The organism is Myxacorys almedinensis A (genome assembly GCF_010091945.1).
In the GTDB taxonomy this organism is placed as follows: domain Bacteria; phylum Cyanobacteriota; class Cyanobacteriia; order Leptolyngbyales; family Leptolyngbyaceae; genus Myxacorys; species Myxacorys almedinensis.
Map to the genome: position 1 here is coordinate 17,465 of NZ_WVIE01000022.1, position 25,172 is coordinate 42,636.

The 25,172-nt window shown below is 50.6% G+C and carries 21 protein-coding genes; 10 read left to right on the plus strand and 11 right to left on the minus strand.

Annotated elements, in window-relative coordinates; all coding sequences use genetic code 11:
* Window positions 1–139: 139 nt before the first annotated feature.
* Window positions 140–799: a deoxyribonuclease V gene (gene nfi / locus GS601_RS16920; RefSeq protein ID WP_162424469.1), complete on the minus strand. Its 660-nt coding sequence runs from the start codon at window positions 797–799 to the stop codon at window positions 140–142.
* A gap of 84 nt (window positions 800–883) precedes the next feature.
* Between nfi and GS601_RS16925 the strand changes: the two genes are divergently transcribed.
* Complete coding sequence (locus GS601_RS16925) at window positions 884–3,232, plus strand: bifunctional serine/threonine-protein kinase/ABC transporter substrate-binding protein (protein ID WP_238393336.1); 2,349 nt, start codon at window positions 884–886, stop codon at window positions 3,230–3,232.
* Window positions 3,233–3,240: 8 nt separating this feature from the next.
* Here GS601_RS16925 and GS601_RS16930 read toward each other — a convergent pair whose 3' ends face one another.
* The 5 genes from GS601_RS16930 to GS601_RS16950 form a co-directional block, all read right to left on the minus strand.
* Complete coding sequence (locus tag GS601_RS16930) at window positions 3,241–3,585, minus strand: hypothetical protein (RefSeq protein ID WP_162424471.1); 345 nt, start codon at window positions 3,583–3,585, stop codon at window positions 3,241–3,243.
* Window positions 3,586–3,685: 100 nt separating this feature from the next.
* Window positions 3,686–4,567, minus strand: coding sequence for an ABC transporter permease (locus GS601_RS16935; protein WP_162424472.1), 882 nt, complete (start codon window positions 4,565–4,567; stop codon window positions 3,686–3,688).
* Between the two features lie 43 nt (window positions 4,568–4,610).
* Window positions 4,611–5,630, minus strand: a complete 1,020-nt coding sequence (locus tag GS601_RS16940) for an ABC transporter ATP-binding protein (protein WP_162424473.1) — start codon at window positions 5,628–5,630, stop codon at window positions 4,611–4,613.
* A gap of 226 nt (window positions 5,631–5,856) precedes the next feature.
* Window positions 5,857–6,816: a heme o synthase gene (locus GS601_RS16945; RefSeq protein WP_162424474.1), complete on the minus strand. Its 960-nt coding sequence runs from the start codon at window positions 6,814–6,816 to the stop codon at window positions 5,857–5,859.
* A 102-nt stretch (window positions 6,817–6,918) separates the two neighbouring features.
* Window positions 6,919–7,878, minus strand: a complete 960-nt coding sequence (locus GS601_RS16950; RefSeq protein WP_162424475.1) for a COX15/CtaA family protein — start codon at window positions 7,876–7,878, stop codon at window positions 6,919–6,921.
* 540 nt (window positions 7,879–8,418) lie between these two features.
* Here GS601_RS16950 and GS601_RS16955 point away from each other — a divergent pair.
* From GS601_RS16955 to GS601_RS16970, 4 genes are all read left to right on the plus strand, one after another.
* Window positions 8,419–9,528, plus strand: coding sequence for a cytochrome c oxidase subunit II transmembrane domain-containing protein (locus tag GS601_RS16955; protein WP_162424476.1), 1,110 nt, complete (start codon window positions 8,419–8,421; stop codon window positions 9,526–9,528).
* Between the two features lie 94 nt (window positions 9,529–9,622).
* Window positions 9,623–11,386, plus strand: coding sequence for a cytochrome c oxidase subunit I (gene ctaD / locus GS601_RS16960; protein ID WP_162424477.1), 1,764 nt, complete (start codon window positions 9,623–9,625; stop codon window positions 11,384–11,386).
* Window positions 11,387–11,461: 75 nt separating this feature from the next.
* The gene (locus tag GS601_RS16965; protein WP_162424478.1) at window positions 11,462–12,082 is read left to right on the plus strand and encodes a cytochrome c oxidase subunit 3; all 621 of its coding nucleotides are present in this window, start codon (window positions 11,462–11,464) and stop codon (window positions 12,080–12,082) included.
* A gap of 121 nt (window positions 12,083–12,203) precedes the next feature.
* Entirely contained in the window at window positions 12,204–14,090 is a 1,887-nt protein-coding gene (locus tag GS601_RS16970) for a hypothetical protein (RefSeq protein WP_162424458.1), read from the plus strand.
* Window positions 14,091–14,099: 9 nt separating this feature from the next.
* Here the strand turns inward: GS601_RS16970 and GS601_RS16975 are convergent, their stop codons facing one another.
* From GS601_RS16975 to GS601_RS16985, 3 genes are all read right to left on the minus strand, one after another.
* Window positions 14,100–15,494: a 1-acyl-sn-glycerol-3-phosphate acyltransferase gene (locus tag GS601_RS16975; RefSeq protein WP_162424479.1), complete on the minus strand. Its 1,395-nt coding sequence runs from the start codon at window positions 15,492–15,494 to the stop codon at window positions 14,100–14,102.
* Between the two features lie 252 nt (window positions 15,495–15,746).
* Window positions 15,747–17,066 carry a recombinase family protein gene (locus tag GS601_RS16980; RefSeq protein ID WP_162424480.1) on the minus strand — a complete coding sequence of 440 codons (1,320 nt, stop codon included), beginning with the start codon at window positions 17,064–17,066 and terminating at the stop codon, window positions 15,747–15,749.
* A gap of 67 nt (window positions 17,067–17,133) precedes the next feature.
* A complete protein-coding gene (locus GS601_RS16985; protein ID WP_238393337.1) occupies window positions 17,134–17,556 on the minus strand; it encodes a VOC family protein in 423 nt (140 codons plus the stop codon).
* An 87-nt stretch (window positions 17,557–17,643) separates the two neighbouring features.
* Here GS601_RS16985 and GS601_RS16990 point away from each other — a divergent pair, with 87 nt between their 5' ends.
* From GS601_RS16990 to arsH, 5 genes are all read left to right on the plus strand, one after another.
* A complete protein-coding gene (locus GS601_RS16990; protein ID WP_162424481.1) occupies window positions 17,644–17,967 on the plus strand; it encodes an ArsR/SmtB family transcription factor in 324 nt (107 codons plus the stop codon).
* 112 nt (window positions 17,968–18,079) lie between these two features.
* Window positions 18,080–19,108: a PstS family phosphate ABC transporter substrate-binding protein gene (locus tag GS601_RS16995; RefSeq protein ID WP_162424482.1), complete on the plus strand. Its 1,029-nt coding sequence runs from the start codon at window positions 18,080–18,082 to the stop codon at window positions 19,106–19,108.
* Between the two features lie 206 nt (window positions 19,109–19,314).
* Window positions 19,315–19,710: an arsenate reductase, glutathione/glutaredoxin type gene (gene arsC / locus GS601_RS17000; RefSeq protein ID WP_238393338.1), complete on the plus strand. Its 396-nt coding sequence runs from the start codon at window positions 19,315–19,317 to the stop codon at window positions 19,708–19,710.
* The gene (locus GS601_RS17005; protein WP_238393339.1) at window positions 19,707–20,198 is read left to right on the plus strand and encodes a phosphatase domain-containing putative toxin; all 492 of its coding nucleotides are present in this window, start codon (window positions 19,707–19,709) and stop codon (window positions 20,196–20,198) included. The genes arsC and GS601_RS17005 overlap by 4 nt, the downstream gene beginning before the upstream one ends.
* A 125-nt stretch (window positions 20,199–20,323) precedes the next feature.
* Window positions 20,324–20,992, plus strand: coding sequence for an arsenical resistance protein ArsH (gene arsH / locus GS601_RS17010; RefSeq protein ID WP_162424485.1), 669 nt, complete (start codon window positions 20,324–20,326; stop codon window positions 20,990–20,992).
* A 155-nt stretch (window positions 20,993–21,147) separates the two neighbouring features.
* Here arsH and GS601_RS17015 read toward each other — a convergent pair whose 3' ends face one another.
* Window positions 21,148–22,119, minus strand: a complete 972-nt coding sequence (locus GS601_RS17015) for a protochlorophyllide reductase (protein ID WP_162424486.1) — start codon at window positions 22,117–22,119, stop codon at window positions 21,148–21,150.
* Window positions 22,120–22,265: 146 nt separating this feature from the next.
* Complete coding sequence (locus GS601_RS17020; protein ID WP_162424487.1) at window positions 22,266–24,533, minus strand: amylo-alpha-1,6-glucosidase; 2,268 nt, start codon at window positions 24,531–24,533, stop codon at window positions 22,266–22,268.
* Window positions 24,534–25,172 lie beyond the last annotated feature (639 nt).

Consider the following 25,172-nt stretch of genomic DNA (forward strand, 5'->3'; position numbering starts at 1 on the left):
TTAGGAGGTGTCTATGGGTTTAATTTATCCAAGAAAACCAAAAGGTAGAGCGGACTTAAGCATTTCTTTATTCGGCTGATAAGAATTTAAGTTCCTTCATACGACCCGTTCTCTGCCTACAGTAGGCTCTAATCAGCCTTTACCCTGACGCCAATTTATGAGCATGGCGCGTTGTTTCCGGTAAACGATATTTTGTCGTGCAACCCATAACGTACGCAACGGCAGTTTCTAAACTGATGCGATGCCCCGACGAAATGTAGAGCGGTTTGGTTTGAGGACGAGTTCGCAGCACTGCCCCGATCGTATCTCCTTTGTGCTGCAAAGAAACCCATGCTCCGCGCTGATCGGGAACCTCACCGTGCTTGCCCACCAGTAGCGATTTTGCCACCCCGATCGCAGGCATATTGGTCAACAATCCCACATGGCAGGCAATCCCAAAACGGCGCGGATGGGCTAACCCTTGCCCATCACAAAGCAATAGATCCGGCGTTGTTTTAACGGTTTCAAGGGCATCTAGCACCGCAGGCACTTCCCGAAACGAGAGAAAGCCTGGAATGTAGGGAAACGTAGTCGGGCGACGCGCGATCGCATGATCACAAAGCTGCAAGGTTGGATAGGTTAACACCGCCACGGCTGCCCGCGTAATGGTTCCCTCCTCTTCAAACCCCACATCGATCCCCGCTACATAATTGACAACCCCAAAGCGATCCTGCGTCACTATTTCTTGACGCAACTCTTGCTGAATGGCAATGGCGGCATCGGTGGTTAACGCCCATTCATGGCGGTGCTGAATTTGCATAGGTGCTTGCGTTGATTGTGACTATCACTTTACTTGGTGGTGCGGTTCCCCTGAATCGACCTAAAATGCCATATATCACTGTAGATGGGTGCAATGCTAGGACGACTGCTAGATGGACGGTATCAAATTGTGAGAGTACTGGGCGCGGGCGGCTTTGGGCATACCTACATTGCTCAAGACACCAAACGACCGGGAAAGCCGATTTGTGTGCTCAAGCATTTGAGTTTTGCCACTCCTGACCCGGCAATCCTCAAACAAGCAAGGCGGATGTTTGTTGCCGAAGCAGAAACCTTAGAAAAATTGGGAAGGCACGATCAGATTCCGCAGTTGCTTGCTTATTTTGAAGAAGATCACGAATTTTATTTAGTGCAAGAGTTTATAGAAGGACATCCCCTCAGTGACGAGTTGAGCGGCGGTCAAACGCGATCGCAAGACTGGGTGATTGACTACTTGGAAGATGTCTTGAAAACTCTAGAATTTGTTCACACTCACGGGGTGATTCACCGAGACCTAAAGCCAGAAAATTTGATTCGCCGCGATCGCGATCAAAAACTGGTTCTGATCGATTTTGGAGCCGTTAAAAGCATTGAAACCTCGATAACTGACCCTCACGCTGACACGACGATCAGCGTTCCGGTATACACCTCTGGCTATGCGTCTAGCGAACAGTGTCTAGGAAAACCTCGCGTTACAAGCGATCTATATTCTCTGGGAATGATTGCCATTCAGGCTCTGACGGGCATTCGCCCAACTCAGTTGCCCCAAGATCCCCATACCTGTGAACTCCGATGGCGCAACCACGCCACGGTGCGCGAAGAGTTGGCAATCGTGCTTGACCTGTTGACGAAATTTCATTTTGCCCAGCGCTATCAGTCGGCAACTCAGGCGTTAGAAGCCCTCCACCAAATCCAGGAAGAGTCGCTGTTTACCCAGGCACCGCTTTCTCTGTTAGACACAAGCCGACCGCTAGGCTCAGTAGAGCGCCATTCTCCTGCGTCTACCCTGCAAGACTCACTCCCAAAACAACCCCGTCTCCCGCATCTAAAAATCGCCGCGATCGCAGTTGGCGCGATCGCAATGCTAGGCACATCGATGTGGGCCCTAACCCGACTGCCCAAGTCTGCCATTCCCGTGCCGGTTCTGGGTCAAACCATCGTTGAGATCAGTCCAGATTCAGACTTGGACAAGATCAGTTTTGGCGAACGAGTGTTGGGTCTCGGAGCCAACGTTCCGCTCAAGCAGGAAGCCGCCGATCAATTTGGGGCAGGCAAGTTTGAGCAAGCGATCGCATCGTTGGAAAAAGCCCGCCAGGCGGATGGCACTGATCCAGAAACGCTGATTTATCTAAACAATGCTCGCATTGCCCACGAAAAAACGTACACGATCGCTGCCGTTGTGCCGATTAGTACGCAGCCTCGCCCTGCCGCCGAACTGTTGCGGGGAGTGGCGCAGGCGCAAGAGCGGCTGAATAACGCAGGCGGTATTGATGGCATTAAATTGAGAGTTGCGATCGCCACAGATGACAACAATTCAGACACGGCGCAGCGCATTGCCAAATCGTTGGTGAACGCTCCAGATGTGCTAGGGGTGATTGGGCATGGCACCAGCGATACGACCTTGGCAGGCGGAGAAATTTATCAAGCGAGCGGACTCGTTGCGATCGCTCCAATTAGTTCTTCAACCGATCTGGCGACACTAAGCCAATCCGTGTTTCGGGCAATGCCAAGTGACAAGCGCCCAGCCAAACGCCTGGCAGATTACACTGTGAATCAGCTTAAGAAACGCAAAGTTGCCATTTTTTACAACTCTACGAGCAAGTACAGCACATCGCTGAAAAACGCCTTTAAAGATGCGCTATTTTTTGGCAGCAAAGGCAGTGTTGACGAGATTGATTTTAATACTCCGGACTTTGAGCAGACCGCAACCGTTGAAGCCGCTATTCGGAGAGGGGCAGAAGTGCTGATGCTGGCTCCGGATGACAAGTTTATCGATCGCGCCTTGCTGGTCGTGGCTGCCAATCGGCGGCGGTTGCCCATGCTGGCAGGCGATGTTATGTTTTCACCCCGAATTTTAAATAATGGTGATGCGATCGCAGGCTTAACGATCGCCGTTCCTCACTACCAGTTGGAAATCGAAAAATCTCTGTTTCAACGGCAGTCAACCGATCTTTGGGGCATCTCCGTTAACTGGAGAACCGTGCTTGCCTACGATGCAACTCAAGCGCTGATCACCGCGCTCCAACAGTCTCCAACCCGCAACGGCATTCGCACCATTTTAGCCCGACCCGATTTTGTTGCACCCGGCGGCATCCGCCCCTTTAGTTTTTCAACCGAGGGCGATCGCGAAACAAAAATCGCGCTGATGAAAGTGACACCAACGCGATCAAAGACCAAAACTCAAGCAAAGCAGTACGAATTTCAGCCCATCAAGTAATGTAAGGGTTAGTTTTGCGGAGACGCAGGCACTGCTGCCGGAACGCTCTGAGGCTGCTGAAAGCGCAGACGCTGCTGTTCTCTAAAAGAGCGAGCCGCAGAATCTAAATTTTCGCGCTGTTGAGCCTGAAAGGCAGCCGGATCAAGCGGACCTTGCGACAACTGCTGGATCAATTGCATTAGCCCGGTGGTGTTTGCATCGCCACGGTTGTTAAACAAGTCGTTCAATGTATTGCTAGATTGAGGATCTCGAAGCAGATCCGCACTGTTTGGCGTTTGGGCAACGGCTTGAGATGCGATCGCAACCCCTAACCCCACTCCCACAAATAAACTTAAAGCAAACGTCTTTGCCATAACCCTTGGCTCCCGCTAGGTAATCTTGAACGTTTTTAGTAATACTGCAATTCTACTCAAGACGGAGATTTCTGAAAATTGTTTCCCAAAAGAGTATTTCTCAAGCGAGGCGACGCCGGAGCAACGGCTGGATGCTCGATAAAGCAACGACGCAAAAGCCAACCAAGATCAGTAGCGCACCGCCTAGCGAAACAGTTCCCCAAGGAGCCTGCATAATGGTGCTGCTAAAACTCCAATCGCTATGGAGATACACATAGCGAATCGGTTCGATCGCATAGCTCAATGGGTTTAGTGTCGCCACAACTTGCAACCACCTGGGCATAAACGACAACGGGACGAGTGCCGTACTTGCAAACAAGAGTGGTAAATTTGTCACAAAGATAACGGCAATCAGTTCGATATGACCGGGCAATGCAAAGGCTAATCCTAAGCTTAACCCCGTCACGGCTAGCACAAGTAATAGAACGATGAATGCAACGAGGGCAAGCCCAAACACACTAGGTAACCCCGCTCCCAGAACGGCACTCATCCCGACGATCGCGGCGGTTTGGATCAAACTTAGAGTAGTGATGAAAATTGCCGACGCCATCACAATCGAGAATCTTGAAGCGAGGGGCGCAACCAGTAGACGATTTAAAAAGCCAAACTCGCGATCGAACATGATCGGAAGTCCCGCATTTAGCGCCCCCCCAAACGCCGTAAACACGATCACACCTGCGCCTAAAAATTGCCCATAGCTGACGCGATCGCCAAACAACCCTTGAGGCGCATTTTGAAATAAGGCTCCGAATAAGACCAGCCACATTAACGGTTGGATGATGCCTGCCGCTAACGTAGAGGGGCGGCGCTGAAGCTGAATAAATAAGCGACGAGTCAGTGCCAAGGTTTCTTGCACCACGTCTGCCACCAGGTTGGACTGAGGCAGATCTAAGCGGCGTGGTTCAGCAAGGTCAGTCTTGGCAGGGGTAATGGTGCGGCTCATACAATAGTTTCCTTAGGGATACGACAGTGATACAACAGATGCATCAGCGCATGTTTTGTTTTTTCTCAGTCTTTAAATCTCGATTGCCAGCAGCAGCAAGGTCGGCATCTAGCAGGGTGCGACCCGTCGCTGTGAGGTATACATCATCTAAGCTGGGGCGCGCCTGAGCAATGCCGAACGTAGGCAATCCAGCAGTTTGTAAGGCTTGCTGAACGCCAACCAACGCATCACTGTTGGGCGCAACGACTAAATTCAGAGAATTTCCCTGAGCCGCGTTGATAATTACTTCTTGAACAGTTGGCAGGGATTCTAGAAGAGACTTCGCGTGTTCGGCTTCGTCCATTGGAGAGAATTCTCGAATCCGCAGGGTGATGCGATCGCCGCCGACTTGATCTTTCAGGTCAGAAGGGGTGCCAGAGGCAATTACCGTGCCGCGATCGATAATAGCGACCCGATCGGCAAGCACATCAATTTCCTCTAAATAATGGCTGGTGATGAGAACGCTCGTTCCGGCTTCGCGCAGTTGCCGCAAGAAATTCCATACCGTGCTGCGGCTTTCGATATCGAGTCCGACGGTGGGTTCATCTAAAACCAAAACATCCGGCTGATGAAGCAATCCGGCGGCGAGGTCAAGCCGTTTTTTTAGACCCCCAGAATAGGTGCCGGTGCGCTTGTCTGCCCAGTCTTCTAGCCCTAGCAACGCGATCGTATCGGCGATCCGTTGTTTGGCGGCAGCGTTGGGGAGGTGATAGAGCGCTGCCTGCAACTCTAGAAGCTCTCGTCCGGTTAAGACTTTATCAAGCGCTACTTCTTGAGCAATGTATCCTAGCCGTTGCCGCGCCTGCCGTGGATTGTTAACGACAGAGATACCAGAAACTTCGATTGTGCCAGCATCGGGTGCTGCTAAGGTACACAAGCACCGGAGCGTCGTTGTTTTCCCGGCTCCGTTGGGTCCTAGCAGTCCAAAAATTTCGCCCGCTTCGACCTTCAGGGAGACATCTTTAACGGCTTCTACCGAGCCATAACGCTTCTGGAGTTTTTCGATTAAGACCGCAGGCATCATCGGCACTCCTCTATACAATTCTTAATACGCAGGTTTCCCTATATTGTAGTGCTTTCGGTCATCAAGGTGACGGGGAATCAGGGTGTGGAGCAGCGACCCTAAAACCGAAGATGACTCACTTCTAGTTGGCGATCAAAGGGTGCAAATTGCCCTCTCCCGCAGGAGAGGGAGCCAAAAATTGGGCGGCTCTGCAAGAGAGCAGAGTTTTGCCAGAGTGCCAGATGAGCTACCACAATCTAGTGATTTGAGTTGCGATCGCGCCTACAAGGTGGCGAGTCACGGGCAAGCTATCAATCCCCATGCCTGCACACAGCAGCATCATGTAGAAAATTGAGTACTTGAACGCTGACCGAGCAACTTGCAGATCCGACGACGCCTGCATTAGGTTCCAGGCTTTCTGAACAAAAATGCCATTGAGCACCAGCGCGATCGCGGCGTATACCACGCCCATCACATGTAATGGGTACACCAGCAGCAATGTAGCCGGAATCAACGACAGCGTATAGTAGAAAATCTGGCGACTGGTAGACTCGTTGCCGACAACCACAGGCATCATCGGCACTCCGACCTTGGCATAATCGTCGCGGATGAGGATCGCCAACGCCCAAAAGTGCGGCGGCGTCCACAAGCAAATGATCGCAAACAAAGCCCACGCTGCCCAGCTTAGCTCGCCCGTAACGGCTGCCCAGCCCACCAGCGGAGGAATTGCACCTGCTGCACCACCAATCACAATATTTTGAGGGCTATGGCGCTTGAGCCAGTGCGTGTAAACCACCACATAAACGAGAATGCCCGACAGGGCTAAACAGGCACTGAGCAAATTAGCAAACACCGTTAGCAGCGTAAACGAGGCAACCGCCAGCGCGATCGCAAAGATCAGCGCATCTCGCGGACTCACCCGACCCGACGGCAGGGGGCGATCGCGCGTCCGCTCCATCACATCATCAATATCGCGATCGTAGAGACAGTTGATCGTGTTTGCCGACCCCGATGCGAAGGTGCCACTGAGCAGCGTCACCAATAGCAACACCGGGTCAACCTGCCCTTCTGCGGCGATCCACATCGCCCCAGCAGTGGTGATCAGCAACAGCAAAATAATCCGAGGTTTCGTGAGTTGAACGTAGCTTTGAAGGATGTGCAGAAAATCTTGATTGCGGCGTGAAACGCCTGTCATTGCATTTTGCATTCGCGGATTCCATAAACGAGAGAGTAGAGACGTGATGAATCTCAGCCATCGGTGGGCGCGATCGCGATCTATCCAGCGCGATCACGCCGCCATCCATCACCCTTATTCCAAGATCACCAGCGTTTCGTCGGATAAGATTGGCGGCTGATGGGCTAAAACCGCATGATCCCGCAGCGCCAGAGCCGCAAACCCAATCAGCGTGCCCAACAGTGCCGCCCCAATTGCCTGATGCGCCACGGTCAGAGGCTCTACCTGCAACCGCAGCCGAAAGGTAGCAACCCCCAGCGTAATCTGCAATATCAGCAGCAAAGCCGCCCCATTTGCCAACCGGCGCAGCGCAAACGAGAGTGCCGGAGTCCGCCATGCCAGCATCACCAGGGTCAGCACCGCGATCGTAGGCGGCACAACGCCGGCAAGATGGCTATTCATCACCGTACAGAGGGTTGAAGTTCCCAAACATTGGTGCAACGCCCACTGAGACGACACCAAGCCCCCTAAAATGCTCTGCGCGTACACCAGCACCGCCGCACTGACGCCCACCCAGCGCAGTTTACCCACCGTTCCGACCCCTTTGTAAGCCACCAACGAGGCACCGATCGCCAGCAGAGTTCCAAAAAATAGGAGACCCGTCCCCAAGTGAGCCGTGACAATATCAAAGCGGAGTAACTCCGTCACGGTCAGCCCGCCTAAAATGCCTTGGAAGATCACCAGAAACAGGGCAAAACTCGCTGCCCAAGGCGTCCAGGTTGGCAAATCGCGGCGAAACCACCATGCCACCGCGCACAGCGCGATCGCGCCCACACCAATGGTAGTGGCGACCAGGCGATGAAACCATTCTAGAAAAACCTGGAGATTCATCTGCTGACGCGGCACGAGTTCCCCATAGCATAGGGGCCAATCTGGGCACGACAACCCCGCATTCATCACACGAGTTGCGCTGCCTAACGCCATCAGAAAAAGCGTCGCGATCGCTAATCCAAAAACAAATCGCGTCATCCCCATTCTGACGAGGGCAGACGGGGGCAGAGACTCAGGGGAAGAGTAAAGGATAGAATTTGACATCTGAAAAATCTATTAGTTCCGGTTTCTGTAGAGAAAATAAAAGTTCACGGAAATCGGAGCAGGTGCTCTCATTTCTACTTTAGTGATGGAATCTTGAATCCAACCAGGCTTTCGGAAATTCTTCGGATTCTAAATCGCTCAGCCTCAGAAATTTAAGACCATTTCTTTTGAACTCCATTTGATCCCAAAAAAAAGGTTAAGGATACTTCCTCAGAAGGATAGATCAAAAGATGCTTGGCGTACCGTTGAGATAGAGAACACCTGCATCTCTGAGCGCGATCGCGCTCAGTTTGGCGTTTTAGTAGGATTCAAACGGAATCCAGCCCACCGTGTTTTCGCGTTACTATCTAACTCAGGCGTTCTCTAAAACCACACCCCAGAACTCAAGCAAGCCGGGAACTCAAGGTTTTAACCGGTTAGGCTCCGAGCAAACAAACTGAGAGACGGCAAACCACCCATAATTAGCCCTCTAAGTTGTTTCTCTCGATAGGTCTCTAAACTTTCCGATCCCCAGTCCCTAATGAATGAGAGTGATGAGCCGTGAATATCCCAAGTCAAATTACAACGCTTCTAGCTGGCATTATTTTGACCCTGATCAGCTTTTGGTATGGTCAAAATCATAATCTGCTCCCCGTAGCAGCCTCTAGAAATGCGGCATCGGTCGATAACCTGTTTGATGCCATGCTCACGATCGGGACAGGCATCTTTCTGTTAGTGAGCGGAATTTTGATTTATAGCGCCATCAAGTTTAGACGCCAGCCAGACGATATTAGCGACGGGCCGCCTGTACACGGCAACATTCCCCTAGAAATTCTCTGGACAGCGATTCCTGCCATTCTTGTGTTAGGGATTTCCGTCTACAGCTTTGATGTCTATACGACTCAGGGCGGCATGGATCCCATGGATCACTCCATGGCACACGGAAAAGCTCACCATCCGATGGCGGCAAACCCAGGGAGTGCCGTTGCAGCAACTCTGGTGGCTCAAGCCGATCCAAACCAGCAGCAAGCTGAATCGGTGTTGCAAGATCCAGCCACAAACGCGGTGCGTGAAGATATTCCTCAACGGAAGGATGCACCTGCCTTAGGCACCGTTTCACCCCGGGTCGGGGCATCTCCAGACAATTCGGGAACGCCGCCTCAGTTAGTGATCAATGCCACAGGCATGCAGTATGCGTGGCTATTTACCTATCCGGGCACTGAGGTGGTTGCCGGAGAACTGCACGTCCCCCTCGATCGCGATGTCCTAATCAATCTGTCTGCCAACGATGTTCTCCATGCCTTTTGGGTTCCAGAATTTCGCCTAAAGCAAGACGCTGTTCCCGGACGCCAAACCGAGATTCGGTTCACGCCCACCAAAGCTGGGGAATATCCCCTCATTTGCGCGGAGTTGTGCGGTGCCTACCACGGTGCGATGAAAACGATCGTAGTTGTAGAACCCCAAGAAGCCTACGATAGCTGGCTTCAGAGTCAGCAAGTTGCGAGTGCTGAGACGCGAGATCGGGCAGTTGCTGGAACGGTGCATCCTGCGCTAATCGCCGCGAACCCTGCCACCCTGACCGATGAACAATATCTCGCTCCCTATGCCCACGATATGGGCATTGACGCTGCAATGCTTGACCAGCTTCGCCCTCACCAAAGTCATTCCTAGATTTTGATCATTCCTAAACTTAAGGTAATAGCCAGTTGGCTTAGTTGATAGACATCGGGTATCTCTATCCCCCGCACCCCCTACATCTCTCGTTATGACTCAAGCTGCTCAAATCCAAGAAAAAGGCAATCAGCTTGCCCACGGCAACAAACCGGGCAACTGGAAAGAATACTTCACCTTTAGCACTGACCATAAAGTGATCGGAATTCAATATCTGGTCACCACGTTTGTGTTTTATCTGATCGGCGGTGTGCTAGCAACCCTGGTTCGCACCGAACTCGCTACGCCAGAATCTGATTTTGTCAGCCGTGAGGTCTACAATGGTCTCTTTACCGTCCATGCAACGGTGATGATTTTTTTGTGGATTGTGCCTGCGGCAACGGGCGGATTTGGCAACTATCTCATTCCGCTTATGATTGGGGCGCGAGATATGGCGTTTCCTCGCCTGAATGCGCTGGCGTTTTGGATCATTCCTCCCACGGGGTTAATGCTGATGTCGAGCTTTTTGGTGGGCGCGCCTGGCGCAGGCTGGACGAGCTACCCGCCGCTTAGCTTGGTGAGTGGCAAAGCCGGAGAGATGATTTGGATTCTTAGCATTTTGCTGTTGGGAACCTCGTCGATTTTGGCGGCTGTTAATTTCATCGTCACCATTTTCAGGATGCGAGTCCCTGGTATGGGGCTAAACCAGATGCCGCTTTTTTGCTGGGCAATGCTGGCGACCTCGTTTTTGGCGCTGATTGCCACGCCAGTGTTGGCAGGGGCGATGATTTTGCTGTCGTTTGATTTGCTGATCGGCACGGCGTTTTTTAACCCGACGGGCGGCGGCGACCCGGTCGTTTACCAGCATTTATTCTGGTTTTATTCTCACCCTGCTGTGTACATTATGATCTTGCCGATTTTTGGCATGATCTCAGAGATTGTTTCCGTTCATGCTCGCAAGCCGATTTTTGGTTATAAAGCGATCGCATACTCTAGTATCGCGATCTGCGGGTTGGGGTTGATTGTGTGGGCACACCATATGTTTACCAGTGGAACCCCGCCTTGGCTGCGGATGTTCTTTATGATCACCACAATGGTGATTTCTGTGCCCACGGGAATTAAGATCTTCAGTTGGCTGGCGACTCTGTGGGGCGGCAAGCTAGACATGAGTTCGGCGTTGCTGTTTGGCATGGGCTTTATTTGTCTGTTTGTGATCGGTGGAATTAGCGGCGTTATGACGGCTTCTGTTCCCTTTGATATTCACGTTCACGACACCTATTTCATCGTGGCTCACCTCCACTATGTCTTGTTTGGCGGCAGCGTTTTCGGGTTGTATGGCGGTTTTTATCACTGGTTCCCCAAAATTACGGGACGGATGATGAACGAAACCTGGGGAAAAGTCCATTTTTGGCTGACCTTTATTGGGTTTAACCTCGCCTTTATGCCCATGCATAAGCTAGGCATGGAGGGGATGAATCGCCGGATTGCAGAATACGATCCCAAGTTTGCCACTTTGAACTTGGTCTGCACGATCGGGGCCTATTTGCTGGCAGTTTCGACCTTGCCGTTTATCGTGAATGCGACATGGAGTTGGGTGCGGGGCAAACCTGCGGGCGACAACCCATGGCGGGCGCTGACGTTGGAGTGGATGACGACTTCTCCGCCACCGGTCGAAAACTTTGAGGTTGATCCGGTGTTGGTGACTGGTCCTTATGATTATGGGATGGGTAGCCGCGCTAAAGACGTCGATGTTCCGTTTTCGGAAGCAGACGATCCGGCGTTGTCAGCCGGTCCAAGCTCAACGTTGCGCGCAAAACCTGATCCGGTTGTGGCGGCAAATCCTAGCGATCGCGGCACCGAAAGCCATAACCGAGACTAATCCGATTCAAAAGGGGTAAGGTGAGCAAATCTTTACCCCTGACCTTTTTACCTGTTCACTTAGCTATTCGAGATCATGACGACCCTCGATCCCGCAAAATTAGAGCGCAATCATCACCAAGCCGATCATCTTGAGGCTTCTGCCCATGGCGACCACCCCGATCACCGTATCTTCGGGATCATCGTTTTCCTCGTGGCGGAAGGCATGATTTTTCTGGGGCTGTTTATGGCGTACCTTGCCTTTCGGACAGTTGCCCCGACCTGGCCTCCCGAAGGAACACCCAAACTGGAACTGCTGCTACCCGGAATCAACACTGTGATTCTGATCGGCAGCAGTTTTGTGATTCACAATGCAGACACCGCTATTAAAAAGAACGATGTGCGCGGATTGCGCTTGTGGTTTGGAATTACTGCCGCGATGGGCGCAGTTTTCTTGGTGGGTCAGCTTTATGAATATTTTCACCTTGAATTTGGGTTAACCACAAACATCTTTGCCAGCACATTTTATGTTTTGACTGGGTTTCACGGGCTGCATGTCTGCTTCGGATTAATTTTGATTTTGGCAGTATTGTGGCGATCGCTAAAGCCAAACCATTACAGCAGCAACAATCATTTCGGAGTCGAAGCGGCTGAAGTCTACTGGCACTTCGTCGATGTCGTGTGGATCATTCTGTTTTTGTTGCTCTACATCATTTAAAGCGCATCATTACCCCTGATTTTTGAGCCGATTCGTAATTCGTAACTTGAAGTCTTTTCTTTCAACTACGGATTACGAATTATCATGTTAAGCGCTGACTGAGCGCCAGGGGTGACTACAGATGAATTTACCGTTTGTGTTAGATGTTGCGATCGGCTTAATTTTTACTTATCTTATTTTGAGTTTGTTAGCCTCTGAGCTACAAGAATTATTGACAACGGTGTTGCAGTGGCGCGCCAAACATCTCAAAGATTCGATCGAGGTTTTGCTTTCAGGTGGGTCGGGAACACGAGAGGAAGAGCGCGTCCGAGAGTTAGTATCGAGGCTTTATAACGATTCGCTGCTGCAAAACGTCAATCAAGAAGCAAAAGGATGGATAGCAAACGGCTTTCGGCATCTTTCAAGCGTGTTCTTTTCTGGTAACCGTAAAGGCGCGTTTGGCGGAGATTTATCCACAGGTCCGTCTTACATTCCTTCAGAAACGTTTGCCAGCACCATTATTGAGCAACTGGGCATTACCTCGCTGATCGATCAATTAACAGAAGTTCGGTTTGAGGGGTTTGTCGATCGCATCGTTGGTCACTACTGTGTTGATGCCAGTGGTGATGCTGAGATTCCTAGCGATGAGGCGTTTCAAGATGATTGGCAGCGGGGCAGCATTCGGGTGTTAGCCGCAAAAGCCGGTATTTCTGGCTTAGAGAACGATCCGAGCTTCAAATTGTTGGTGGAAGAGTATGAAGCAATCTTGCGATCGCAGCAAACTAAGCAAGCCGATTTAACCACGAGTATTGAACGGCTGGCAGAAGCCCTGGAAATTTACATGGCGACCTGTTGTGATCCAGAGTCGCCTGATCCGGCTCAGAAAGAGTATGGGCGACGCTTGCGATCGTTGAAGCTGAGCGTGTTTGGCAAAGATAACGATCGCGCCATTCTCTCTGGCGGGTTAAAGCCGAGCCTGTCTGAAATTGCAGAACTCGTGAACCAAAGCAGCAATACCTACAAAGAAGTTTTGGGAAAATATGAGCGCTTAGCCAATGTTGCCAGACCACTTGATGCACAGGTCAATTCAACGGTTCAAGCTCAACTTCAAGACTACAAAGAAAATTTGGAACCCAAAGACGCCGAAACCATCAAAACCTACGATGACCTACCGGCTGAGCAGCAGCACATCTTTCTAGAGACTGCCCTCAAAGATTTGACAGCAGCAGAGCGTCAACAGTATGAAAAGTACCAGTCTTACAAAAAGGTGCGCCGTGGCTTGAACCAGCTACCAGATTCGGTGAAAGAAAGCCTGTCAATTTTGGCGCGGCGTGCCCAAACACGAGTGCATCAGGTGGATAATGAACTCGATCAGTTCCGGGATGAAATTGCCCTATGGTTTGATCGATCCATGTCTCGCGCCTCTGGCGTTTACAAACGCAACGCCAAAGGGGTGGCAATTTTAGTTGGTCTGATGCTCGCCGCCGGAACCAATGCCGACACGTTTCATATTTTCAATCGGCTTTCAAGCGATGATAGCTTGCGGCGGTTGGTAACAGAGCGCGCGGCACAGCTAGATCTAAGTCCTACGAATTCTCCCCGCCTATCGGCACAGCTAGAAGATCTGAAAAATCAGACGGATGATGTGTTGCGAGAGATTGCCTTTCCGATTAGCTGGAGTGCGGTTAATTTAGGGCGACAGCTTGGATGTCAGCCAAGAGATCCCCTCCAAACTCCGCCACCGCAAGCGCTCTCTCAGAGCGAGGATAACCAGTTTCGGCAAGAGTGGGCCGATCTCTATAAAGCGTGTGTGGTTGGGGGTCAAGCAACGATCAACACACCCGTACCGCTTCAGGTGGCAGAAATTTTTGTCCATCGCCCTTTGGGGCTGCTGCGGATGCTGTCGGGCTGGGGGGTGAGTGGTATTGCGATCGCCATGGGCGCTCCGTTTTGGTTTGACCTGCTCGGTAAAGTGGTGAATGTTCGTAATTCGGGCAGCAAGCCAAAAGCCAAATCCGATCTCGATTAAGATTAGCCGTTACGAATTGAGAATCATTTTTTCCATTGCATCTTGTAAATCTTGAGTCAGGTCGGCGATCGCTTGTTTTGCAGAGCGCCGATCTTTTTTATAGGCAGCCCAGCGATCGCCGCCGAGGGAAATTGGATCTCCGATCGTGATGAGCGCCGTTTGTTTACCCAGCTTTGGGCGGTGAAATGCATTGCCGCCTTTGATGCGGGTAATGGTATCCCACATGATCAACACCGTTTCCGTAAACCGCTCCGCCGTTGGTTTTTCGACCACATATTGCCCAGTGACAGCCACAAAACTTTCCACAATCCGCATATGCCAGATTCGCAACTGGGCTTCTTCTGCAACTAGATCCGCCAGTCCGCGCTCTAAGGGTGAAAGCTTATCTAGCTGTAGATCTTCGCGATAGATACAATCCCACGCGGCTTGTTCGAGACGGCGACAGCGATCGATGACCGTTCCTTTCGCCAGCACGTTGAAATAGTCTTCGGGAACTTGTAGCGCGGTGTTCAGCAATTCTTGTAAGCGAATGGCAAATTCTTCATTCGTAATTGTATCTGCTTTGGCGTTCTCAGTAGTGCCTATTTTCTGATGGTAAAACCGTCGATAAAACTCTTCCATTTTGACTAACAAGTGTGCTGCCAAGCGATATAGTCGATGATATAAATGTTTTTCACTTCCCTTGCTTTCATCGATGTCGCTCTTGTTTAGCCCAGCATCTGTTTCTAATTCACTCAGTAGCTTCTCGATCGCGTCCCAAGGTGGCGTTGCGTAGCGATATTGCAGCCCCACAGGCACAATTACGACGTCTTCAGAGCGTCCTGCTTTCTGCACATCTTCGGCGCACCAAAATCCGAGTTGAGAAATTCCAGGTTCTAGGGGGCTAATGATTTCGTTGTGCCCATTGGTTGCGCCTTCGGGGGCTGCCATCATGGGAAATTGCCCGTTGGCAAAGAGATCCCGCGCAGAGCGTAAGCCCACCCGATCGAGTTTACCGCGATGAATCGGTGTGCCGCCGAGTTTAGAGTACATCCACCCCACGATCGCACCTGCCCAGAGCGGAATGCCGCGATCGTACATAAAATGCGCGTGGGTTGGAGGTTGCAACCGAATGCCATGTTGCTTGGCGAACCGAGGCAAGAGGTGATGCATCAAATACATCATGCTGGCGGGGTCGTCGGTGCTGGGATGGCGAAAGGCAAGCAGCAAGCGAATTTTACCGTCTTGAAACTGCTGATAGAGGTGCGCCAATTGTTCTAGGTTTTTGGCTTCGACCTCGCGAATCGGCGTTTTGAAGCGCAACCACAATGGCAAGGTCGATCGCAAGAAATACACAGCCTTGCGATCGAGGGCAGGTGGAATAAATTCTAGAGGGGGTTGAACCTGTTGGAGTGAGCGAGGCAAGGGAGACTCCTTCAATCAATACCGGGATGCCAGCCATGGTATGCGGTTAAATTCATCATGGCAGAGTTTCTGTTACACATTGATAAGCGTCTCTAGATTGTTTTTTGTTACTCATAAAAATTTTCTTCTCATTCCTTCTCTTACAAAAGTCGAAAGGGAGTATGACAGATTAATTTACAGAAAAATTCATAGAAGCTGCGGTTCGATATCGGTTTTAGAGATCATGTTTCTCACAGTCAAAAAAGATCTAGATCAAAAAATAAAATTCAGTTCTAATTCCCATTCTGCGCCCTCACGAATTAACTCAACTTGACGAATAAATTCACGGAAATAAAACCGCCGTTCAGATTCTGAAAGATCAAACCAAAATTGCGGAATCGAAACCGTTTGGGCGATCGCACTTAGATTCACCGGCGGCAATTGCGCCAATTTGCCTTGCAGTTCGGCAAGTTCAGCCCTCAAGTTATACTGTCTGAGATCCGCCGTTTCTAGATCTAAAACGCCCCTTTCTAGCAGAGACGGAATCTGATCGAGAATCGCTTGTTTTTGGGCGATCGCGCTTCCAATTTTCTGCTTAATTCCCTCCACATCTGGCAATTCAACGCCCGAAACCGCGCGAGGTAACTCCTCACAAATCTGCTCGATCGTCCGTTGCAAAATCGCATCATAGGCGATCGCTTTGCATTTCGGTTGGTTAGAACACGGGTTAGAGCACTGGGTTGGACGCAAATAAAGATACTCTTTCGCATTTTTGCGCCGACTACTGCGAGACTGAGTTACTCGTGCGATCGTCATGGGAGAGTGACACATCTTGCAGCGAACCAGCCCTGCTAGCGATCGCGGCGCACTTGCCGTCCGAGAGGGCAACCGCCGATTTCGTCTGAGCAGCCGATCCACCTGTGCTGCCTCGTCGCGGGAGATAATTGCTGTGTGAGTATCCGAGAGAACGTCTCCATTTTGATACTCCAAGTCGCCCCGATACACGGGATTGGTTAACCAACGGCTGCCGGTTGAAACAGAGATTTTTTTACCGTATTGCTTTTCTAAATACCGCACCGCACCCCGCACCGAACCAAACAGTAAAAACCGCTCAAAAAATTCTTTCACCACTGGGGCAGTACTGCGATCGAGAAGGTATCGATTGCGGCTACGGCGATAACCATAGGGCGCTTTTCCGGGCGGGGCAAGGGCTTTAACACGATTGCGAGCGTGTCCTTGACGAATTCGCCTGCTTTGTTGATTGCGTTGGAGTTGCTGTAAAAAATTTAGAAATTCTGACTGTAAATTGGGTTCAGTCGATTCGATCGAAATGACTTTAACGTTGAGAGATTCGAGGTGAGATAAGCGATCGCGCACGTCTTCCATCGAGTCGCCCAATTCTTCTAAGCGGCGAATTAAAAGATACTCCGCAGGCTTGGTTTGGCAATCGCTTAAAAGCTGCTGCAACTCCATTCGCGGCGTTTTTTCTGTCGCCAAATCTTGATACACGCGATCGATCTCCCAACCCCAAAGCGTTGGATCAGGGGTTGTTTCAAGTAATGGATCGCTGTACAAATATGCAACGATTCTCATAAAAATTTATTGCCAAACGAAACAAGCAACGCTAGCGCCAATGCAACGTTGAATCATAACAGCCAAGCTATGCGATCGCGCCCAACTCAATCACATGCCCATCCGGATCTTTGACAAACAACGCTGCCCGCCCAGAATTACTCATTTGAAATTCGCAACCATGGGCCATTAATTGCTCTTTTGTGGTGTCTATATCTGCGACCGAAAACGCTAAATGTCGGTTTCTTCCCCACTTTTCTGCATTTTGAGCGTCGCCAATGACGGTGGGAACCTCAATCAAATGGACTTGTATTCCGTCTATCTCATACCATGTGCCCGAAAAGGTGAGGGTGCGATCGCGCTTTGGCAACCCCAGCACCGTTCCATAAAAGTGGTCAGATTGCTCTAGATTAGATACCGGAATTGCCGCGTGAAGGAATCGTGTAATTTGCATCATCAGAATCTGGGGCTTATAAAAATTGCCTGTGGTTCGATTATAAAATCTTGGCATCAAATTCTCTCAAGCGTTGCCCCCAGACGGAAACTTAAACTACCATCTAAAGCACCAATTCAATAAAAATCAATTCGACCAGGCTCTATGCAAAAAACCTTCTCCTTGCCATCGACTTTAGTTGTTGCTGGATTCCATGCCCTCTCCGACCCTCTGCGAGTTCAAGTACTAGATTTGCTGCGAGATCAAGAACTATGTGTCTGCGACCTGACCGAAGCCTTGGGCGTGAGTCAATCCAAGCTGTCCTTCCATCTCAAGGCGCTCAAAGAAGCGCAACTGGTGCAAACCCGCCACGAGGGGCGATGGATCTACTACAGCCTCAATCTGTCTCAATTTGCTGTGCTAGAGCAGTATCTTGCAGAATTCCGCCGGTTTAGTCCCATTTTGCCTGCCCGTGCTTGTCGAGAATAATTTATCAAATAAAATTGATTATTTTTGTTGCGCTTGTATCAACCAGGCTTGACATGTCAATTTTACTTGAAATATATAAGGATTATCCCGCGCTGCAATTTGGGTAATTCTGATGCAATCAAAAACAAAACGGTTCGTTGTGGGCTTTGGAGCACTCGTCTTGGTTGGCTTATTAGTGGCGGTGCTCAGCCCGCTTGCTCGCTCACGGCAGCAACCTCCTCCCTCGATCGTGCGGGTAGATGGATCAAGTACCGTGTTTCCGATCACGAGTGCGATCGCAAAAGACTATAACCAGAACAACGAAAAAGATATTCAGGTCAACGTCGCTATTTCTGGCACGGGGGGCGGGTTCAAGAAGTTTTGCGCGGGTGAAACTGATATCAGCAACGCCTCTCGCCCGATTACACAAGACGAGATCAACGCTTGCGATCGCGCTGATGTTCGTTATTATGAACTGCCGATCGCCTTTGACGCGCTCACTGTTGTGGTTCACCCCAACAATACTTGGGCAAAAGACATCACGGTAGAAGAACTCAAGAAAATTTGGCAGCCTGCCGCCCAAGGCAAAATTACCAACTGGAATCAGATTCGAGCCTCTTACCCCAATCAACCCTTGAGGCTGTTTGGGCCAGGTAGAGACTCTGGGACGTTTGACTACTTCACCGAGGTCACAGTCGGACAAGGCAATAGCCGCAACGACTATGTAGCTAGCGAAGATGACAACACCTTGGTGCAAGGAGTCCGACAAGACCCCAATTCTCTGGGTTACTTTGGGTTTGCCTATTACGAAGCCAATCAAAACCAACTCAAAGCCTTGGCGATCGATCATGGCAAAGGAGCCGTTTTGCCCTCCCGTGAGACGGTGGAAAAAGCGCAATATCAACCCCTTTCTCGCCCACTGTTTATTTATGTCAATTACAAATCGGCTCAAGATAAACCAGAGGTGTTGTCGTTTGTCGAGTTTTATCTCAAGAATGCTCGCCAGTCTGTGAGTGAGATCGGCTATGTTCCCCTGCCCGATGAAGCTTATCGCGTCGCCGATGGTCACTTCCATGTTGGGAAAGTTGGAACGGCATTTGGAGGCAAGCCCCAACCTGAGCTAACGATTGGCGAAGTGTTGCAAAAGCAAAAAGTATTCTAGATAGAACAATTTTTCTAGAATTGGCGTTTCTCGTTTAGCGATTGGAATTATCCACGCTAAACAAATATGTGAGGCTTGGCACATCAAGTTTTATTGAAATAATGGGAGTATGCAAAGTGGCGTTTTAGGGGCTATTACCCCTAAAACGCCCGAATCGAAACACTGTAAGTTAAAACTCATTGAGGGAGTTTGTGATGAAGCGAGTCATGTTTGTTTGCAAGAAAAACTCTGCCCGTTCGCAAATGGCAGAAGGCTTTGCAAACCAGCTAGGAGCGGGAAAAATCGAGGTTGTGAGTTCGGGGCTAGAAGCAAGCCACGTTCGCCCAGAAGCGATCGCAACCATGAAAGATGCAGGGATCGATATCACTCACCAAACCTCGAACGCCCTGAGTGAGTTTAGCCCAGAAGACTTTGATGCGGTCATTTCTCTGTGTGGCTGTGGCGTTAATTTGCCGCCAGAGTGGGTCACGCGGGATGTGTTTGAAGACTGGCAACTCGACGACCCAGCCGAACAACCCGACATCTTTCCCCAGGTGCGCGATCAAATTAAAGAGCGAGTCACGCGCCTGATCGAGACTTTAGAAGCGGCTCCGGTAGGATGATGGAAAAGCAACCACCTCACCCGATCGAGCCGATTCAGCCGATCGAAGAGAGCCTATGGTGGGTCATTCCTAGCAAACTGGCAGGAGTTCGGAAGCCGACCCCAGAAGAACTGCCTCAGCTAAAAGCAGCAGGGATCGGCGCGATCGTTTCTGTGATGGACGATCCCGCTAACCTGGATGCCTATCAGCAGGCGATGCTTCCCTATCTGTGGTTGCCAACTAAAGGAGGGACGGCACCCAGCCGAGAGCAGATTCAGGAGGTGCAAGATTTTGTTGCCAGCCAAAACCGCTTGGGTCATGGGGTTGCCATCCATTGCACAAGCGGCAAACGGCGGACAGGCACCCTGTTAGCCGCCTACCTCATCTATTCAGGGATGGCTTACGAGGCAGCGATGCAAACGATTCTAACTGCCAACCCCAACGTTGAGCTACGAGAGGCGCAAGCCAATTTTCTACAGGCATTAGCTGAACGTCAGTCTCTGTCATAACGTGTTTTCGGGGCGGAGAAACCTTTTTGGGCGGTTGCCCATAGAATCTAAAGACGGCTCAAAGCTTAGCCTCGCTGACTTTAGACCCCTTAAAAAACCTCAAACCCAGAGTTACCATTTCATTCATGACCCATTTCGATCATCCTCCCAGAATTTTGTTCCTGTATGGCTCTTTGCGCGATCGCTCCTATAGCCGCCTCCTAGCCGAAGAAGCGGCACGCATTATTCAAGAACTTGGAGCCGAGGTCAAGTTTTTCGATTCACGAGATCTGCCCATTTATGGCAGCGTGCCAGACACCCACCCCAAGGTGCAAGAGTTGCGGCAATTAAGCCAATGGTCGGAGGGGCAAGTTTGGTGTAGCCCAGAGATGCACGGTCAGATCACGGGCATCATGAAAAATCAGATTGACTGGATTCCTCTCAGCATCGGAGCCGTGCGCCCCACCCAAGGCAGAACGCTGGCGGTGATGCAGGTTAGCGGGGGGTCGCAGTCGTTTAATGCAATTAATACCCTCAGGCTGTTGGGACGCTGGATGCGGATGTTTACCATTCCCAATCAATCGTCTGTGGCAAAAGCGTATCAAGAGTTTCATGAAGATGGCACGATGAAAGATTCGCCCTACCGCGATCGCGTGATTGATGTGATGGAGGAACTCTACAAATTCACGATTCTGCTGCGAGATAAGGTAGATTATCTCACCGATCGCTATAGTGAACGTAAAGAACAAGGCATTCACGAAACAATGAATGATATTGGCAACACCATTAACAATGCGAAATTGACAATCATGTGAAACACTCACTCGTTAAACGTTGCAATCGAAACGATGAATGCTAGAGCAATCAACACCTCCATCATAATTGTGAGATATAGATTGTGAGATATGGCAAGCCTCACCGCTCGTGAAATTTAGCAATCCGCCCATCCTTTAGAAGAGCGCAGTATACCTTACGCTAAGCCGACTAACTTGGCACTTAGATCCCACATTTTCTCGGCTTTACGATCGTCACTCGCTTCATCAGAGACTTCCTGCACAAATGCCGGACGCCCCTCTTTCTGGCGATTTCCCCAACTCCAGTACACCCCCGATTTGTTATACGCCGGATTAGCCACCACGTCTGCCACGCGATCGCCCGACAATTCTTCAGAGACATATCCTCCGGTAATGTTTTTTTGGAACCACGGAAAGATTTTCTGGAATAAAGGATAGCTGTTGCGAAACAGTGCCGTTGTTGCCACACATCCAGGATAGAGAGAACTGAAGGTAATGCCGGTTGAGGTGTGATATCGCCGGTGCAACTCTCGCATCGTCAGCACGTTGCACAACTTGCTATCTTTATAGGCTTTACCTGCTTTAAATGCCTTGCCATCAATCATGGCGATCGGGGCTTTAAACCCGGCTTCAAATCCTTTGAGATCGCCCAAGTCAGGCGGTGCAGGAATGGGAATCTTGCCGCCCAACTCTTTCGGATTTGCAGTGACCGTCCCCAAAATGATCAGCCTCGGCTCGTTGGCATTAGAGGTCTTTAAATCCTCCAGCATGAGATTACACAACAGAAAATGTCCGAGGTGGTTGGTTGCAACGCTTAACTCATATCCATCAACGCTATATAACGGTTCTTTTAATAAAGGCATATACACGGCAGCATTGCACACCAAAGCATCGAGGGATCTGCCGCTTTCTCTAAAATTTTTTACGAACTGTCGAACCGACTCTAGGCTTGATAGGTCGAGATGCAAAATGGTGTAGGTTCCGGGCGACATACCCACTGCTTGGGCGACTTTCTCAGTTTTTGGCAGATCTCGACATGCCATCACAACATGCCATTGCCCCGTCTGCGCCAAAGAGCGAGCGGCTTGCAATCCGACACCCGACGATGCACCCGTAATCACAACTGTTGACTTTTGATGCTGTTCCATTGTGCCTAACCTCTGGTAGTGCCATTCACTGCTTTTAGGATCTCACACCGTGGTAGAGAAACTGCGATCGCGCTTTGCAAAGAAGAATTACGACACCCTCAGAGGTTAGGGTCAGAGCCAATTTTGGCGCGGTCAACCTGAGGATCTTACGCCTCAATCACGACCCGCAAATTGCCCCGTTTCTTGGAAACCCGACACGACGTAGACGATCCGGATCGCTCAAACTCTAAATCTAGCAAGGTTGCCCCCACTCGCAAATTCTTGAGCGCTAAGAAATTGAGCGACTCTGGCAACGCCGGATCGATGATCCGCAAATAGTTTCCGGGAGCATCAGGCACTAGATTAACGATCATATGCACCAGTTGAAACACGCTGCCCGTTGCCCATGCCTGGGGAGAACATGCCACCGGATATTGAACGGGTTCGTTGTCATCCATGCGTTCATAGCCGCAGAACAATTCTGGGGGGCGCTGATAGGGCTGATGGCGCGTCATGTCGAGCAAGCCTTTGCACAGTTCTAGAGCCTGATCGATCAACCCCAGCGATCGCAGCCCGATCGCCGTCAGCGTATTGTCGTGAGGCCACACCGACCCAATATGATAGCCCATCGGATTATACGCAGGAGACGCACTGCTGAGGGTGCGAATGCCCCAACCGTTAAACATATCCGGAGCGCGCAGCCGCTCGGCAACGCTGTAGGCTTTTTCGGGAGTAAAAATTCCCAAACTGAGGCAGTGACCAGGGTTTGAGGTGATACTATCGACCTGGTTGCCGTCTCCATCAAGCGCCAAGGCACAAAAATCTTGATCTTCCATCCAGAAATCGCGGTTAAAGCGCATCTTCAGATCTCTGGCTTCTTCTTCCCAGCGATCCGCTAGATCGATCCGCTTTTTCATGCGGGCAATTTGGCTGAGCCGCACCTTCGCCGCATAGACATAGCCTTGCACTTCGCAAAGCGTGATTGCCCCGTGAGCGAGTTTGCCCTTGCGATCGACAATGCAATTGCTCGAATCTTTCCAGCCTTGGTTGTCGAGTCCCCGTTTGGAGATGCGCTCATAGGCAAGATAGCCCGTTTCTTTGAGGTTGCGATCGCACCAATCCATCGCTGCGATCGCCGCCCCCCAGAGGCGATCAAGCGTCTCATAATCGGCTGTCCAAGCAAAATATTCGGCGTAAAGCATCAGCCAAAGCGGGGTGGCATCCACAGTTCCATAGTAGGGAGTGTGCGGCACTTCCTGGCAGCGCGCCATCTCCCCAAATCGGATCTCGTGCAGAATCTTTCCGGGCTGTTCTTCCCGCCAGTCGTCATCAACCTTGCCTTGATAGTGCGCCAAAATGGTCAGGGTTTCCCGCGCAATTTGCGGATCGAGCAACAGCGTCTGAGACGCCGCAATGATAGAATCGCGTCCAAACAGGGTTGAAAACCACGGAACTCCCGCAGAGAGCGCTTTATTTTTGCCAAAGGTTTGGCGCAGGAGATAAATATCTTGCCCTGCCCGCTCAATCACCCGATTGAAGGTACTTTTATCTGACAAAATCTGGGTGGCATGGCTTTGCCACAACTCTTCTTCGGCAAATTCCGCCGCTTTTGCCTGAGATAGGGTGATCGGCGCACTTACTTTCGAGACGTTACGCCCATTGCTGAGAGGTTGCAGCCGATACCCCATTTTTTGAATTTCGTGGGATTGCAACTCAAGTTGCCAAACGGCAGTGTTGCCTTTGATGCAGTCTGGCTGGTGGTGAATAAATTCGATGTGAGATTCTAAAATGGCGTGGTCAAGCCCCTGATAGGCAAGGGTGAGATCCTTAACCGACTGATCCTCATCATCGGTAAATACTGACTCGATTTCCGCAATCTCGACAGGCTCAGCAGCAGGTTTGGGCAGCAACCGCAGCAGACGACCGCGATCGCGGCGGGCATAGCCTCGCACTTCAAACAAATCAACGAAATCTGCATCGAAACTCAGACTAATCTCAAACCGCGCCGCATCGGTGCTGTAGTTCGCGATTTCAATTTCTTCAAACAAGCCACCATTTAAGACAAGTTCGCGTTTAATGCCGATCGTTTCTGCCTGAATCTGATCTCCTAACCGGGGATTGGCACACAAGACCGACAGCACAAACCCTTTTTCCGCCGTGCTGCTCAAGAGAATAGGCGGATGCCCATCAATTTGCAGTTCGAGGCGATTGAGGAACCGAGTGTCACTGCAAAATAGCCCCATACTGCTGCTGCGTCCATCGTCTGCTGCTCCGCCAATGTTGCCGAAGGTATCGGTCAGCAAAAATAGGTCATCATCTTTTAAAGTCAGGACAGGCTGAGGACGCTCATTGAGAACCGAGGGCCACTCTGAAACTGGAAGTTGGTCGGCAGGGACAAATTTTTTACCGTCGAGTTCGATGATCTCCGAGGTCATGAAACTAATCTCTAGCTATGGGGTAAATCGGGGGACTGACGTTTAAATTTAGCGAATTTGCAGCCGAAATTGTTAGCCAACCCCAGAAAATTTGACAACAGTTTGGTAGCCCAGACTGCACAGCAAACGACTAAGTTTCGGGATTTTGCATCTCTTTTTTCTTCGGCGCACTACTTTTACTTTGGTAATGTTTTTAACTTAAATCCTCTGGATTTACTGATCAGTTTCTTCGCTCGTGCTCTGTCTAGCACCATCAAGAACGCGGGTTCTCGCCCTCTCGTTACACCCGCAAGCAGAGCCTGTTTAAGATTGAGTCGTCAATTCGCTTAAAACCCTACGCTCAAAACCCTAATTTCAAAGCCTGATCGACATCGGACGAACGGCAGCGATCGCAGTGCGGTTCTTAAAGGATTCTTAAATTTTGCCCATCACCCAGGCTGGTCAAGCCATCTTGAACGGGGGTGCTGATCCTTCCTGCTCGTCCTGCGATTCTTTGGTGCCTAACCTATCTTTCGTCACCCTGCCGAATGCGCTGCAAACGTGGTAGTATCCCAGATGCCCTCGTGTTAGTTATTCGCGACATTCAGCGCCCCAGAGCGCAAATTTACACAACCACAACGAAAGTGCGATTAGCGCAAG

Bases quoted from the DNA above. Each gene is read 5' to 3' on its own strand.
- GS601_RS16930 (WP_162424471.1), bottom strand. From the start codon at position 3,585: ATGGCAAAGACGTTTGCTTTAAGTTTATTTGTGGGAGTGGGGTTAGGG.
- GS601_RS17020 (WP_162424487.1), bottom strand. From the start codon at position 24,533: ATGACCTCGGAGATCATCGAACTCGACGGTAAAAAATTTGTCCCTGCC.
- GS601_RS16950 (WP_162424475.1), bottom strand. From the start codon at position 7,878: ATGTCAAATTCTATCCTTTACTCTTCCCCTGAGTCTCTGCCCCCGTCT.
- GS601_RS16965 (WP_162424478.1), top strand. From the start codon at position 11,462: ATGACGACCCTCGATCCCGCAAAATTAGAGCGCAATCATCACCAAGCC.
- GS601_RS17015 (WP_162424486.1), bottom strand. From the start codon at position 22,119: ATGGAACAGCATCAAAAGTCAACAGTTGTGATTACGGGTGCATCGTCG.
- ctaD (WP_162424477.1), top strand. From the start codon at position 9,623: ATGACTCAAGCTGCTCAAATCCAAGAAAAAGGCAATCAGCTTGCCCAC.
- GS601_RS16990 (WP_162424481.1), top strand. From the start codon at position 17,644: ATGCAAAAAACCTTCTCCTTGCCATCGACTTTAGTTGTTGCTGGATTC.
- GS601_RS16945 (WP_162424474.1), bottom strand. From the start codon at position 6,816: ATGCAAAATGCAATGACAGGCGTTTCACGCCGCAATCAAGATTTTCTG.
- GS601_RS17005 (WP_238393339.1), top strand. From the start codon at position 19,707: ATGATGGAAAAGCAACCACCTCACCCGATCGAGCCGATTCAGCCGATC.
- GS601_RS16935 (WP_162424472.1), bottom strand. From the start codon at position 4,567: ATGAGCCGCACCATTACCCCTGCCAAGACTGACCTTGCTGAACCACGC.
- GS601_RS16985 (WP_238393337.1), bottom strand. From the start codon at position 17,556: ATGCCAAGATTTTATAATCGAACCACAGGCAATTTTTATAAGCCCCAG.
- arsC (WP_238393338.1), top strand. From the start codon at position 19,315: ATGTTTGTTTGCAAGAAAAACTCTGCCCGTTCGCAAATGGCAGAAGGC.
- GS601_RS16925 (WP_238393336.1), top strand. From the start codon at position 884: ATGGGTGCAATGCTAGGACGACTGCTAGATGGACGGTATCAAATTGTG.
- GS601_RS16995 (WP_162424482.1), top strand. From the start codon at position 18,080: ATGCAATCAAAAACAAAACGGTTCGTTGTGGGCTTTGGAGCACTCGTC.
- nfi (WP_162424469.1), bottom strand. From the start codon at position 799: ATGCAAATTCAGCACCGCCATGAATGGGCGTTAACCACCGATGCCGCC.
- GS601_RS16940 (WP_162424473.1), bottom strand. From the start codon at position 5,630: ATGATGCCTGCGGTCTTAATCGAAAAACTCCAGAAGCGTTATGGCTCG.
- GS601_RS16970 (WP_162424458.1), top strand. From the start codon at position 12,204: ATGAATTTACCGTTTGTGTTAGATGTTGCGATCGGCTTAATTTTTACT.
- GS601_RS16980 (WP_162424480.1), bottom strand. From the start codon at position 17,066: ATGAGAATCGTTGCATATTTGTACAGCGATCCATTACTTGAAACAACC.
- arsH (WP_162424485.1), top strand. From the start codon at position 20,324: ATGACCCATTTCGATCATCCTCCCAGAATTTTGTTCCTGTATGGCTCT.